Annotated in this window: 14 protein-coding genes; 12 read left to right on the top strand and 2 right to left on the bottom strand. The window is 36.5% G+C overall.

All coding sequences use genetic code 11. From position 1 onward, the window contains the following. Window positions 1–150 precede the first annotated feature (150 nt). The 4 genes from VB083_RS00520 to VB083_RS00505 all read left to right on the top strand — a co-directional run bounded on the left by VB083_RS00520 (window position 151) and on the right by VB083_RS00505 (window position 3,504). The gene (locus VB083_RS00520; RefSeq protein ID WP_213692008.1) at window positions 151–795 is read left to right on the top strand and encodes a Crp/Fnr family transcriptional regulator; all 645 of its coding nucleotides are present in this window, start codon (window positions 151–153) and stop codon (window positions 793–795) included. A 181-nt stretch (window positions 796–976) separates the two neighbouring features. Next, a complete protein-coding gene (locus tag VB083_RS00515; RefSeq protein ID WP_195509941.1) occupies window positions 977–1,291 on the top strand; it encodes a cupin domain-containing protein in 315 nt (104 codons plus the stop codon). 12 nt (window positions 1,292–1,303) lie between these two features. Next, complete coding sequence (gene hcp / locus VB083_RS00510) at window positions 1,304–2,932, top strand: hydroxylamine reductase (RefSeq protein ID WP_323401580.1); 1,629 nt, start codon at window positions 1,304–1,306, stop codon at window positions 2,930–2,932. An 80-nt stretch (window positions 2,933–3,012) separates the two neighbouring features. Beyond that, window positions 3,013–3,504 (top strand): HD domain-containing protein, encoded by a 492-nt coding sequence (locus tag VB083_RS00505; RefSeq protein WP_213692009.1) that lies wholly within the window; start codon window positions 3,013–3,015, stop codon window positions 3,502–3,504. A 104-nt stretch (window positions 3,505–3,608) separates the two neighbouring features. On the opposite strand, the gene VB083_RS00500 is transcribed toward VB083_RS00505, so the two are convergent. Beyond that, a complete protein-coding gene (locus tag VB083_RS00500; RefSeq protein WP_213692010.1) occupies window positions 3,609–4,316 on the bottom strand; it encodes an ATP-binding protein in 708 nt (235 codons plus the stop codon). Between the two features lie 86 nt (window positions 4,317–4,402). Here VB083_RS00500 and VB083_RS00495 point away from each other — a divergent pair, with 86 nt between their 5' ends. The 4 genes from VB083_RS00495 to VB083_RS00480 all read left to right on the top strand — a co-directional run bounded on the left by VB083_RS00495 (window position 4,403) and on the right by VB083_RS00480 (window position 7,206). Then, entirely contained in the window at window positions 4,403–5,062 is a 660-nt protein-coding gene (locus VB083_RS00495) for a Crp/Fnr family transcriptional regulator (RefSeq protein WP_213692011.1), read from the top strand. Window positions 5,063–5,112: 50 nt separating this feature from the next. Further along, the gene (locus VB083_RS00490) at window positions 5,113–5,445 is read left to right on the top strand and encodes a CGGC domain-containing protein (protein ID WP_138205290.1); all 333 of its coding nucleotides are present in this window, start codon (window positions 5,113–5,115) and stop codon (window positions 5,443–5,445) included. A gap of 673 nt (window positions 5,446–6,118) precedes the next feature. Further along, complete coding sequence (locus tag VB083_RS00485) at window positions 6,119–6,550, top strand: VOC family protein (RefSeq protein ID WP_213691257.1); 432 nt, start codon at window positions 6,119–6,121, stop codon at window positions 6,548–6,550. A gap of 89 nt (window positions 6,551–6,639) precedes the next feature. Then, window positions 6,640–7,206, top strand: coding sequence for a dienelactone hydrolase family protein (locus VB083_RS00480; RefSeq protein WP_213691258.1), 567 nt, complete (start codon window positions 6,640–6,642; stop codon window positions 7,204–7,206). Between the two features lie 28 nt (window positions 7,207–7,234). On the opposite strand, the gene VB083_RS00475 is transcribed toward VB083_RS00480, so the two are convergent. Next, window positions 7,235–7,669 (bottom strand): OsmC family protein, encoded by a 435-nt coding sequence (locus VB083_RS00475; RefSeq protein WP_213691259.1) that lies wholly within the window; start codon window positions 7,667–7,669, stop codon window positions 7,235–7,237. Window positions 7,670–7,757: 88 nt separating this feature from the next. Here VB083_RS00475 and VB083_RS00470 point away from each other — a divergent pair, with 88 nt between their 5' ends. The 4 genes from VB083_RS00470 (at window position 7,758) to VB083_RS00455 (ending at window position 14,068) form a co-directional block, all read left to right on the top strand. Continuing rightward, window positions 7,758–8,192 (top strand): L-2-amino-thiazoline-4-carboxylic acid hydrolase, encoded by a 435-nt coding sequence (locus VB083_RS00470; protein WP_323401579.1) that lies wholly within the window; start codon window positions 7,758–7,760, stop codon window positions 8,190–8,192. 226 nt (window positions 8,193–8,418) lie between these two features. Next, a complete protein-coding gene (locus VB083_RS00465) occupies window positions 8,419–10,560 on the top strand; it encodes an autotransporter outer membrane beta-barrel domain-containing protein (RefSeq protein WP_323401578.1) in 2,142 nt (713 codons plus the stop codon). Between the two features lie 257 nt (window positions 10,561–10,817). After that, complete coding sequence (locus tag VB083_RS00460; protein WP_323401577.1) at window positions 10,818–12,902, top strand: methyl-accepting chemotaxis protein; 2,085 nt, start codon at window positions 10,818–10,820, stop codon at window positions 12,900–12,902. A gap of 455 nt (window positions 12,903–13,357) precedes the next feature. Next, window positions 13,358–14,068, top strand: coding sequence for an SAM-dependent methyltransferase (locus VB083_RS00455; RefSeq protein WP_213691931.1), 711 nt, complete (start codon window positions 13,358–13,360; stop codon window positions 14,066–14,068). Window positions 14,069–14,207: the final 139 nt, after the last annotated feature.

Raw genomic sequence — 14,207 nt, 5'->3', positions numbered from 1 at the left:
ATGATGTCATGGCGGGTTTACCTCCTATATCCTTTATTTTGGTTGTTTGAGCAACACCAGTATAAAGGAGAGGTGCCCGCCTTTTTCATTATCTCTTTCACTTTACCTAAGTAAACGGAACGAAACTCTGGCCCATCTACAGGGCATAGTATGAAAGATATTGACATTATAAAATGTGTTCCAATTTTTAAATCTGTTACTGATATTGAATTACTGGTTTCTCAAGGTCAAATTAAAGTTAAAAAGTATGCAAAAGGTGAAACTTTATATAATCAAGGCTGTTTATGTAACTCTCTCGATATTGTCGTTACGGGCAGTCTTACAGCTTATTCTCTTACCGAGAGTGGTTCTTCAACAATAATGTTTGAATTTAAAAAGGATAGTATTATTGGCGCAAACCTTTTATTTGCCACTAATAATATCTACCCTCTTAACATATATTGTTCATCCGAATGTAAGCTTATCCATATAGAAAAAACAGTTGTAGAAAAATTACTTCACAATTATGATTTTGTAATGTCATACGTAAGATCATTATCTCAAAATGCTCTTGGGCTTAATCACAAAATCGCCATGTTTTCACGAAAAACACTTCGCCAGAATATTTATGAGTATTTATTACAACAATCGATTTCTCAACAATCGCAAACAGTGTATTTGCCTTTCAGCAAAAAGGAATTTGCCGATTATCTCGGAGTACAGCGCCCTTCGCTTTTTAGAGAATTAAAAAAAATGCAGTTTGACGGCATTATTAGCATTGATAACCGAAAAATAAAAATAGTAAAGCATATGTAAAATTATCTTCATCTTTAAGCACATACTTATAAAGCGAATATTGATTATTGCAAAAAATAATAAGTTTTGTTGCATTTGCAACATACTTTTGCAAAGATTAACAGTATAATAAATATAAATCGATTGGTAGTATTAATTGCTAAATATATTGAAATAATATTTGAGTTGGAGGTGTTAAATATTGATTGAACAAATATTTGAACTGGCTAGAGGCAATGAAAAAGCTGTTGAGAAAGTTGTATTTGACGAAAATGTAAATTATCTTCATATGATTTTTAATAAAGATGAAGGGCTTCCTGAGCATTTCTCAAATTCAAACGTTTATATGACAGTTATTAGAGGAAAGCTTTCAATAGGACTTAATGATCAGGAAATTCATGAGTATGAGGCGGGGACTTTATTAAAAATACCATTTCAAACGAAAATGAATGTAAAAAATTTATACCACGAAACATTGGAGCTTATTGTTGTAAAAGCACCAGCTCCCCAAAATTAAGGAGGAATCAAAATGAGTATGTTTTGTTATCAATGTCAAGAAACAGCAAAAAACACAGGTTGTACAGTGAAAGGTGTTTGCGGAAAGAATGAAGAAGTTGCAAAACTTCAGGATCTTCTGGTATACACGCTTAAAGGCATTTCAGATATTGTTGTAAAAGGAAAGGTTGATATTAATAATCTGGATAAGACTAATTATGAAGTTTTAAGCAGCTTATTTATGACTATTACCAACGCAAATTTTGACGACAGTCATATTGAAAATCAAATTAAGAAAATGATAGTGCTAAGAGATGAACTGAAAAATACTGTCAAAGTCAAAGATTTGCATGATGCATCAATATTCACAGTTGATTCCAGAGAAGCTATGCTTGAAAAAGCAGCATCTGTGGGTGTGCTTTCAACAGAGAATGAAGACATTCGTTCCTTGCGTGAAATGATTATTTATGGACTTAAGGGTATGGCGGCTTATGGCGAACACGCAAAGAATATTGGCAAAGAGGATTTAGACATTAATGCTTTTATTTACGAAGCATTGGCGGCAACACTAGACGATTCTCTTACAGCTGATGACCTTGTTGCATTAACACTCAAGACCGGAGAATACGGTGTTAAGGTAATGGCTTTGTTGGATGAGGCACATACAACGAGATTTGGAAATCCAGAGATTACCGAGGTAAATATCGGGGTAAGAAAAAATCCTGCCATTCTTATTTCGGGTCATGATTTAACTGATCTTGAGCAGCTTCTTGAGCAAACTAAGGGCACAGGTGTTGACGTATATACTCATAGTGAGATGCTTCCTGCACATTATTACCCTGCTTTCAAGAAATATGACAACTTTGCAGGAAATTACGGAAACGCATGGTGGAAACAGCTTGACGAATTCGTATCCTTCCGTGGCCCTATTCTTTTTACAACGAACTGTATTGTTCCGCCTAGAAGCGAAGAAGTAAGGGGCAGAATTTTTACTACTGGAGCTACCGGTTATCCTGGCTGCACACATATTGAAGCCGATGAAAATGGAAAAAAAGACTTTTCACAAATCATAGTACTTGCTAAGACACTGCCTTCGCCAGAAGAAATTGAGACGGGAAGCATTGTAGGCGGCTTTGCTCACAATCAGGTGATTGCACTTGCGGACAAAGTTGTTGAGGCTGTTAAATCTGGTGCAATTAAGAAGTTCTTTGTTATGGCAGGGTGCGATGGAAGAATGAAGTCAAGAGAGTATTATACAGAATTTGCTGAAAAGCTTCCAAAGGATACTATAATACTTACTGCGGGTTGTGCTAAATATCGTTATAACAAATTGAATTTAGGTGACATTGGCGGAATTCCAAGAGTACTTGATGCAGGTCAGTGTAATGACTCTTATTCACTAGCAGTTATAGCACTAAAACTTAAGGAAGTTTTCGGTCTGGACGATATCAATAAGTTACCAATTGCCTTTAATATAGCTTGGTATGAACAGAAAGCAGTTATTGTTCTATTGGCATTACTGTATCTAGGTGTGAAAAACATACATCTAGGACCAACACTACCTGGCTTCTTGTCTCCTAATGTGGCAAAGGTTTTGGTTGAGAAATTCGGTATTGCAGGTATTGGTACAGTTGAGGATGATATTAAGTTATTCATGTCATAAAATTAATAAATAAACAATATATAACTCCTGACAATTGATAGCCTTTGTCAGGAGTTGTTTTATAAACGGAGGGATACAGCATGGATAAAAAATCTGTTTTAATAAATGAAATGATTAAATATTATGCAAGTGATGTGAAAAGAATTAATCATTTTATGAAAGTATATAGCTTCGCAAAAACAATTGGAGAGATGGAGAAGGTAGATTGCTTAAACCAAGAAGTTTTAGAAATTGCAGCAATTGTTCATGATATTGGAATTAAATTAAGTGAGCAGAAATATAATTCGAGTTCAGGAAAGTATCAACAAATTGAAGGACCTGCTTTAGCAAAGGAATTACTTGAAAAGCTTGATTTTGAAGACACTATAATTTCAAGAGTGTGTTTTATTGTAGGACATCATCATACATATACAGCTATTGATGGCATAGATTTTCAAATTCTTGTTGAAGCAGATTTTTTAATCAATATATATGAAGATGAAATTTCGCAGGAAGAAATTTGTAAAATAAGAGACAATTATTATAAAACGGATGCAGGGATAAACTTTTTGAAACAAATGTATTTATCATAGTCTAAACTAAGAATTAAGAATACTTTTTGATATAGAAAAAATAAGAACACCCGCAAGATTTAGTGTCCTAGACTTTGCGGGTGTAAAGATATATAGTTTATGAATTATGATTCAAGAATTTTGCCATCAGTTGAAATTGTTATGACTTGCCAAGGAATGAGTTTTCCACTGTTTTGAAGGGCTGTCTTAACAGCATTTTCAATACCACCACAGCATGGAACTTCCATTCTTACTACTGTCAAAGATTTTATATTATTCATTTTTAGTATGGCAGTGAACTTTTCGCTGTAATCACCTTCATCCAGCTTTGGACAGCCTATAAGGGTTATTTTGTTTTTCATAAATTCATTGTGAAAATTGCCATATGCATATGCTGTACAGTCGGCTGCAATTAGTAGGTGAGCATTATTAAAGTAAGGTGCGTTTGGTGGAGCAAGTTTAATTTGTACTGGCCACTGGTTCAATTGGGTTTGTATTGTTGCAGATGTTTCTGCCTTGGTTTCACTAATAACATTACGCTTGAACGTTTTTGATTGAGTACCAGGACAACCACAAGCCAAATTTTCAGGTTGCTTATTTTCCATATTCATCTTTACCGCCGCCTCATCATATGCTACTGCTTCTCTTTCTTCAAAACTGATTGCATTGGTTGGGCAAGCCGGTAAACAGTCACCAAGTCCGTCACAATAATCATCACGAAGAAGCTTCGCTTTTCCGTTTACCATACCAATGGCTCCTTCGTGACAGGCTGTAACACATAATCCGCAACCATTACATTTATCTTCATCTATTTTTATTATTTTTCTAATCATTTTGAAGTCCTCCTTGTTTTTTATAGTATTAGTATAGTATAATGAACATAAGATGTCGGTTGCATTTGCAACATAAGAGGTGAGCTATGAAGAAATATCTTAAGCAACTACAAAATAATGAATTGTTCAATAATTTTAATTTGAATGATTTGGAAAGTATTTTAAATTGCCTATCTGCAAAGGTTAATTATTATAAAAAAAGGGATTTGATAATACAACAAGGTGCTCATGTTCACTATGTTGGAATAGTTTTGTCAGGTGGCATTCAAATAATAAAAGAAGATATCGAAGGTAATATCAATATTCTTTCTCATTTAGGTATTAATGATATTTTTGCAGAAGCATTTGCATATGCTGATATTTATGAATGTCCTATTACAGTGCAAGCCACTGAGAATTGCGAAATAATGTTTATTGATTGTAAACGAATCATCAAAACGTGTAATAATGCCTGTGTTTTTCATTGGAATCTGATAGAAAATATGCTTTCTATGATTGCAAGAAAAAATATAATGCTGAATCAAAAAATGGAGATATTATCAAAACGTACTACAAGAGAAAAGCTATTAGCATTTTTCAATACACAAGTTCAAATGAATCATTCAAAAAAATTTTCAATACCTTATAACCGAGAAGGACTTGCATTTTATCTTTGTGTAGATAGAAGTGCACTGTCACGTGAGCTATCTAATATGCGAGATGAAGGATTGTTAAAATTCAATAAGAATGAATTTGAAATTCTTTAAAATAAATTAGTTACTATTTTTTAAAAGATTATATTAAGAAGGAATTTTTTATGAAGGTTGGATTAATTAGATGTATGCAAACAGAGGATATGTGTCCTGGAACAACAGATTTTAAAGTCATTAAAGAAAAAAAGTGTGCATTCGAAGGAGTAGAAGGAGATATTGAGATTATAGGGTTTAATACTTGCGGAGGATGCCCTGGCAAAAAAGCAGTAACAAGAGCTGCAGAAATGGTTAAAAGAGGTGCTGATACAATAGTTTTGTGCTCTTGTATTACGAAAGGGAATCCCATTGGTTTTGCCTGTCCACACGCTAAGGAAATGAAAGAAGCAATTATTAAAAAACTAGGCGATAGTGTAACTATCATAGATTATACGCACTAAACGTAGCTTTTAATAAAATGATTACTTAATATTTCATCTATCCCCACAACCTTTAGGCTGTCAACAATATGTCTAAGGAACTTGCGTTATTTATTCTATAATATAGAAAAAATAAGGGTGAAACTCGGTCGAAGTTATTATAATATGTTACCTAAACGAAAGTGGGTTGAGTTGACATTATAAAAGTCCTCTCGAGCCATGTGGAGAGTGTTGCTTTATTACAAAAAAGATAACCTGCTCTAAAAACTCCTAGTTTTGCTAGGAGTTTTTTATGTGCGCCCAGCATGGGCGCAATCTAACGGGTGAAAGTCCCGAGTGCGGCCTGTAGCGGCAAGCACATAGCCAAGAGCAAGGGTGTCTATCGCGAGGTGGGATCTGAAGGAAGCTGGCGGCAAACCTCCGGTCTGACGAACAGGAATCACATCAGGCAATCTTCTGAGGGTAAGGCTGCATAACAAGTCAAAGCCCAATAGCTACACGAAATCAGAAGGTGTAAATGTGGCGGATATTTGGAAGCGTCGTATACCGAACGGTACGTACGGTGCTGTGGGAGGTCGGCTGACCAACTAGTTGCTTAGCCTCCTACCCGATTACCGCTTTTTGGATATAATTTAAGAAAATAAATATTAAACTAGAGATATTCTTAAGTTTTTAGTGAAAGGGGAGCTTTTTTGTGAATAGGATTAGTATTATTTGTCTCGGTGTAAAGGATATGGCCCAGTCAATTCGTTTCTACCGTGACGGGCTAGGTTTTTCTACTGATGTAACAGAAGATGAACCGAAAGTTATTTTCTTTAACACTACCGGAACAAAATTCGAATTATATCCATTGGAACTTCTAGCTGAAGATATCAATGAGATGAATCCGCCACAGATCGCTTCTGGTTTTGCAGGAATTACTTTAGCTTACAATGTGAAAAGTGAGGCTGAGGTACATGAAATTATGGATCTTGCAAAAAAAACAGGAGCAACTATAGCCAAAGAACCGCAAAGAGTTTTCTGGGGTGGTTATAGCGGTTATTTTATCGATCCAAATGGCTATTATTGGGAGGTTGCATATAATCCTTCTTGGTCATTTGACGAGAATGATATGCTTGTATTGTGAGTTTCTTTTAATATCTATTTCGAAGTTGCTCTAATCTCTACTTCGCTTTGAAAGGTTAATGAATGTACGAATATAAAAGTCATAATACAATGGCAATTATTGTGCTTCACGAAATATATGGTTTAAATAACTTCATTGAAGACGTGTGTGCAGAATTTCATGGGCAAGGATTTGATGTGTTTTGTCCAGATATGTTGAGACGCGATAATTTTTCATATGCAGAGACTCATGATGCGTATGAATATTTTGTTAGCAATGTAGGCTTTGACGTTTATAAAGAAATTGAAAGTTTAATAAAGCACTTAGCGCTCAATTATGAAAAAATTTTTATTATTGGATTCAGTATAGGAGCAACTATCGCATGGCGATGTTGTGAGAACGTGAAGTGTAACGGAATTATATGTTGTTACGGTTCTCGTATACGTGATTACCTTTTTCTGCAGCCATTTTGTCCGACTCTTTTGCTATTTGCAGAGCAAGATTCTTTTAATGTCGACAATATCGTCGGGGAGCTTCGAAAAAAGTCTAATGTAGAGATATTCAAATTGGAAGCATTGCATGGCTTCATGGATAAATATGCAGAGTGGTACAATTCAAAACAAACCCAAATATCAAATTTATATATTCATGATTTTATAAAAAGAAACATACAATAAGATCGCTTGTTGTTAAAAAAAGTTGATTTCAATAAACCTTTATTACTCTGGATTTCGTATTAACTTCAATATCGTTTTTGCATGTTACCCATACGGGAGATAATTTTTCAGCTTGTAATATAGCATTTTTAAGATCCAAATCACTAGCATCACTAGATTCTAAAATAGCTTCAAAATCAATCTTCTGAAGCGATAAAGGTTGAGCTCTATTTATCCCTATTGCTTTAATAGTGAATCCCGAGACATTTTTCCCCATTTTTCTCAATAAATACACAATAGTTGTACTTACACATCCGGCAAAACTCATAAGTAATAATTCGAGACCTTTATAGCCTTGTCCATCGCCTAAAGGGGGTAGGTAATCAAAAACAATCGGATGATTAGGGTTAGTTTTTGATACGCCGCTGAATTGAACTTTTTGATTTGTTAGTTTTACATTTACTTCCGACTGGTTATTATTCACATTAATCATCCTTTCATTATTAATTGCATTTGACTACCCAAATAAGATCTTTTGTAGAGATTTAAAAAATAACGATGGAGGTCAGAAAATGAATCTCGAAGAAAAATTCAAGATGTTACAGCTATGTTATGCTGCGGCCCTTGCTGATTCAACCTTACGATATAGCAACGAGGGGATATTAGAAAAAATCATGGGACAAAAGCGCAATGAACAAATGAAAAATGGAGCGATGTTGGCTAAGAAATTTAGTGTTCAAGATCCTAAACAAGCATTTGTAAATGTTCAAAATTTGTTTGGTTGTGCCAGTTGGAATTGTGAAGATATTGAAAATGGCTTTTTTGCAGTAAATATGAGCTGTATCTTGTGCTCTATGTGCAAAAAAACGGGAGCAAGTAGCCCATGTCAAATTTATTGCCTCTCACCGATAGAAGCGATGATTAAGGGCATTAAACCAAGTGCCACTTTTTCTGTTCGAAAAACGTTATGGAATGATGATAAGTGCTTTGTTACGGTAGAATTATAAATAATCAATTCAATTGTTTATTTTAAATTGAGTTACATTAAAGATTTTATGTTCGTTAAATTTAATATAGATATTATATTATCGCCTGAGACATTCGTCTAGGCGATTTTCTATTCTGGAACGATATAAAAAAATACATACTAAAATAAAAAGCTAGACGTATTTTTAACTTAGTTGTATATATTTAAAAATAAATAAACTTATGTCATTTCGTTAGGAGGCCTTCATGATAAGGCGAAGAGGGTACTGCTTGTTAGCTTTTTACGCGCTTTGGACATTGCTTATGGTACCTGGGATATCGAAGAGCTGGGCGGATACTGGGCCATTGCTTTTTGATGATGGGCAATCTCACATGGTTACTGACAATATTGTTACAAATACTGGCAGTGCACTCACAGTGAAGAATTCAAACACAACTGCTACGATGAGTGATTTGTCGATTACTGTATGGAGTACTGAAACAGGCATGGAACGAGGTCGTGGTGCATATGCTCGAGATAATGGCAGCATTATGCTTAACAACGTTGTTATTAAGAATTTGGGGCTTAATGGTCACGGCGTTGGTAGTTATTTTGGAGGCATGATTACTATGAACGGAGGCCGTCTCTATGTCACAAGTTTAGGGGGAGACGGAGCTCATGTGGAGAATGCCTCATCGTCGATTGTACTGAATGACGTTTCCATTGTTGTTAATAACAATTCATCGTCTAGTGAGGCTCTTTCCGTAATAGAAGGAACTATTACCATGAATAATGGAAACATTGTTACTACGGGAAGTGAAAATCATGCCGTGATGGTTACTTCTACGGGAGTAGCTTCCTTAAATAATGTTGCTATTCAGTCGGCAGGAATTGCTTTTTCATTATACGATGAGGGGCAGATTAGAGTTAGGGTTGATGGTCAATCTATTATTGGACGTGAGATGCTTTTCGACTCCTCTTATAGAAGAGGTATAATTAATATTGTTGCGGAAAATGGCAGTTGGCTTTATGGCATAACAAGAGTAGGTAGTGCATCGACAGGCAACATTACTCTCAACAGCAACGCCACATGGACAACCCCAGGCGACTCCAACCTTACAAATCTCATCTTCGGTTCCGGTCATTTCCGCTTTACTGCCCCAACCGGAGACACGTACCGAACACTGACAGTCCGCAACCTTTCCGGTAACAACGGCACCTTCCATCTCAACTCCGACCTACATGCCGGCACTTCTGACCGTGTCTATATTGAAAACAGTGCCAGTGGCAATCACTATGTGGCTGTGAACAATAGCGAGGGGAATAGTGGTGTTGTAAAGGTTGTCGACATCGGAGACAGTGCTACCAATACGGCTACCTTTGACGGAGGTAGTGATATCGGTATCTATCGTTTCGGTGTGGCACAAGGTTCGGCCTTGTCTTCTACTCATAGTGGGTTAGATGAGAGAGACTATTATCTCTACAATACCTATGCGCCATCGACGCCGGTTCGTGGCCTTATGAACGAAAGTGCGGCCATTCATTCTCTTTGGTACAGCGAAATGAATGACATCAAGAAGCGTATGGGTGAACTTCGCATGGGAAGTCAGAACAGCGGCGATATCTGGGCACGGACCTACGCAACGAAATACAGTGTAAGCCCATCTGGAGGAACAGACTACGATCAGAAGATTCATGGCATAGAAGTGGGGAAGGACCGTCCCCGAAGTTACAAAAATGGAAAGAGCTTTACCGGTTTTGTTTTGGGATATGCCGAAGCAGATAACAGCTTTACCAGCGGAGGTTCAGGAGATACAGAAAGCATCTATGCCGGGCTCTACCAGAGCTGGCTTCGAGATGACGGTTTCTATCTCGATATTATCGGCAAATACAACAGCTTCGATCATAGTTTTACCACCCCGGTACTTGGCGGCTCTTACGATAAAGGTTCTTTTAAGAACAGGGGATTCGGACTCTCAGCAGAAGTTGGCAGACACATCGATACGCGAGATGGTTACTTTGTGGAACCGCAGATGGAGGTCTCAGGCTTTTGGGCGGGAAGCGCCGATTACATCAGCGAGAATGGTCTTCATGTAGAGGCAGATCGAAGCCGTTCCCTTCAGCTTCGAGTTGGTGGCGTCTTCGGTAGACAGAGAGCCTGCGAATCAGGAGGCAGCCAGCAGCTATACGGGAAGGTGAGCTGGATACAGGAATTCGAGGGAGACAGCACGGTTCGGGTGGATGGCACAGGTTTTGAGACGACTCTTGAAGGAGACCAGGTGGTAGCGGGTTTTGGATTTGTAAAGGACACGCCGAATTACCAGATCTACCTCGATGCCGAAAGATCGTGGGGCGACACCACCAGTAAGGATTGGGGAGTCTCCCTAGGCTGTCGATGGAGGTTTTAGAGAAGTAGACTTAATCCGATAAAAGCAAACGTTATTTAAAGAGAGTTTATTACCTTGTTAAAGTCACTTAGATGTAACTCTAAGTGACTTTTTTTTGAATTTTATTATAAAATGGCATTTTGAATTTTTAATGTTTTTGGTAAAGAGAATTCTGAATGCATTAGGAGGTATTTTACGCGACATCTATATATCTTGATTACATCTAAATGACAACCACATTTCACTAATTATCATAAATTAAAGGGAGGAAGCTATGTATGTTTAAATCTATTCGCCATCAATTTATCCTCATAAATTGCACATTGGTAATCTTTGCAATAGTGTTGTCTCTTTCCGTTAGTTATTATTTGATATCTTCTGGATACGCAAAGAATATCCAACAGACTAATGCAATTTTAGCTGAAAGCTTAGCTGCGAATATAGCTCAGTTTATGCAGAATGCTTATAACCTTAATGCACAAGTTGCCATAAATGGAGACATGGTCAACGGCGATAAAGAAAATAAAAAAAGTATATTGGAACATATGGTGAAACGATATCCTTTTTTTCAGCTTCTTGCCAGTCATACTCTTAATGGGGATCAAACAGCTCGGTCGAGTGGTGTTTTAGCTAATCGAGCTGATCGTTGGTGGTTTAAAGAATTTATAAACAAAAAGAAATCCTATATTACAAAATCTTATTATTCTGTTGCTGGAAATATGGCCGTTACTACGGCTGTAAACGGAATGTATCGTGAAAATAAGCTAGTTGGCGTAATGATGGCAGATATTGAAACAAGTACACTTCAAAAAATGGTGGAGAAATATAACTTTGGAGCGGGTAGTTACGCATATCTTTTAGATGGTGAGGGTATTGTTGTGGCTCACCCAGATAAGGAGCAAGTTGCAGAGTTATTTAATTATAAAACACAGAAAAAAATAATATTAAAAAAAGACAGCCAAGGTCATATTCTAAGAGATATAAAAGGAAATGAATTGACAGAAGAAGTTGATTTTGCTATTTCTGCGACATTAAAAAACATTATTAACAAAGTTATTAACGGAGAAACGGGAGTAGGAGAGTATACAGATATTAATGGTGATGCCTATTTTTGTGCTTATAGAAGTGTTCCAATGCCAGGAAATTCTTCTCCTTGGAATTTAGTTATGGTTCAGAAAAAAAGCTCTGCATTAGCTTTTATAAATAATGTTGCGACAAAAAACATTATTATAGGAGTAGTTGTTATCTTGATTTCTGCTTTATTTTCATATTGGTTTTCTAAAAAAATCACTGGCCCTCTTTTTGTTTTACAACAAGAACTTTCAATACTTGCTCAAAAAGGTGGAGACTTAACGCAAGAGATTAAGATAGACAGTAAAAACGAACTTGGAGACTTGGCGAAAGCAGTGAATCAATTTTTAAGTAATCTTAGAATTATTATCTCAAAAGTGCGGCATCTATCAGGAGAGGTAGCTTGCGCATCTGAACGGCTATCGTTAAGTTCAGAGCAATCAGCTCAATCAGCCAATCAAGTAGCTGTATCAATTACAGAAATGGCACAAGGAGCTAAAGATCAGCGTGATGCAGCAAAAAATACTTTTGATGTCGTTCAAGAGATATCTGCGAGCATCCAACAAATAGCTATAGATGTAAATGAAGTATCTTCTCAATCAAAACAAGCGGTTAACAGTGCTGAGAATGGTGATAAAGCTGTCGAAAGAGCTGTTAGTCAAATGAATAGAATTGAAGAAACTGTTGATGTTTCCGCTAGAGTCATTTCAAAATTAGGTGATCGATCCAAGGAAATTGGACAGATTGTCAATACGATTCACAGCATTGCTGATCAGACAAACCTTTTAGCTCTTAATGCTGCTATTGAAGCTGCACGTGCAGGAGAGCATGGACGTGGTTTTGCTGTAGTAGCGGAAGAGGTTCGACAGTTGGCAGAACAGGCCCAAAAAGCGACCAAACAAATTTCTGATTTAATAGGCGAAATTCAGTCAGACACAGATGATGCCGTTCTTGCTATGAGTACTGGTACGAAGGAAGTCAGATTAGGTGCAGACGTTGTCTCTGCTACAGGAGAATCCTTTCGGGAAATCTCGCTTTTAGTAAGTGAAGTATCTCGCCAAGTTATAGAAATATCAAAGGCTATTGAACAAATGTCTGCGGGTAGTCAGCAAATTGTAGGTTCAGCTCAAGAGATTGATCAATTGAGCAAAACCGCGGCAAATGAAGCACAGAATGTCTCAGCGGCCACTGAAGAACAGTTGGCTTCTATGGAAGAAATAGCTTCGTCTAGTGAAGGATTATCTAAGTTGGCAGTAGAGATGCAAAGCGTCATTGAAAAATTTAAAGTTTAAGAGTCTTCTTCATGTCAACAAAGAACGTAGAAGCATTTTGTTTCTAAGTAAAGTATAATTATGGTTGATTAACACAAATTATTTAAAAGGGGAGATTTGTATTATTATGATGGATTCGGTTTGTTATGCGTAGCAAAGGCTATTGCATAAACAAATCGTAAACGTGGAATAGCCTTTGCTCAGTCCTAAATAGATAGAATAACGATTTGGGAGGGAGCATTGTGGGCTATATAAAGGCATCTGAGCGGTTGCCAAAAGGTTTACTAGATATTCTTCAAAACTATGTTGAAGGAGAATATATTTATATTCCTCGTAAAGAATGTAACTCTTGATGAAGAGAGCCATGAGATTAAATCTTGTGGCTCTCTTTTGTTTCAGAAACATGAAGGAGGTCTCTCTTTTACTCAATAGATGGTATAAAGAAACAACCCCACAGATAAGAGAGGAATGCAAAAATGAAAACCAAAAGAGAAGATTTGTTTACTAGGGAATTCTTGCTTCAAAACATGATGGGACCAAATTGTGTCAGAATTCTTGAAGAGCTTTTAGCTTCAGTAGAATTACATTCAGGGATGCGTGTTTTAGATTTGGGTTGCGGTATGGGTCTAACATCAATTTTTCTAGCAGGAATATACGATGTAGAAGTGTTTGCTACAGATCTATGGATTGATGCAACAGATAATTATGAACGGTTTAAATCTGTTCAGCTTGACCATAAAATTATTCCAATCCATGCAGATGCTCATGAATTACCCTATGCTAAAGGTTTCTTTGATGTAGTTATTAGTGTAGACGCATATCACTATTTTGGTGCAAAAAGGGGCTTCTTAGACGAGTATATAGTTCCTTTGACTAAGAAAGATGGCATTATAGCAGTTGCCATTCCTGGATTGAAAAAAGATTTTTTTAATGATGTTCCTGAGGTCTTAAAGCCTTATTGGCAAGAAGAAGATATGAATTTTTATTCAAGAAGTTGGTGGCATGCTTTATGGAGAGAGTCTATGAAGATAAAAATAGAACAAAGTCTGTCTTTATCTTGCCACAAAAAGGCATGGGAAGATTGGCTAGAGTGTGATAACCCATATGCCAAGAGGGATATAGAAATGATGAAAGCTGAAAATGGTCAATATTTTGACACAATAGGTTTAATAGCAACAGTAAAATAAGTAACGTATAGCTAACGATGTATATGAATAAAGTTAAAAGCCAAGGACAAGTTTTTTGTCTTTGGCTTTAATTTTTATTTAGAAACATATAGAATACAGTAAGATTAAATTCAGAGAAGATTGAGAGATTTCTATTTAA

This window comes from Aminobacterium sp. (genome assembly GCF_034926885.1).
Classification (GTDB): domain Bacteria; phylum Synergistota; class Synergistia; order Synergistales; family Aminobacteriaceae; genus Aminobacterium.
The sequence above is the reverse complement of the archived record's forward strand: the minus strand, read 5'-3'. Positions and strand labels throughout refer to the sequence as shown.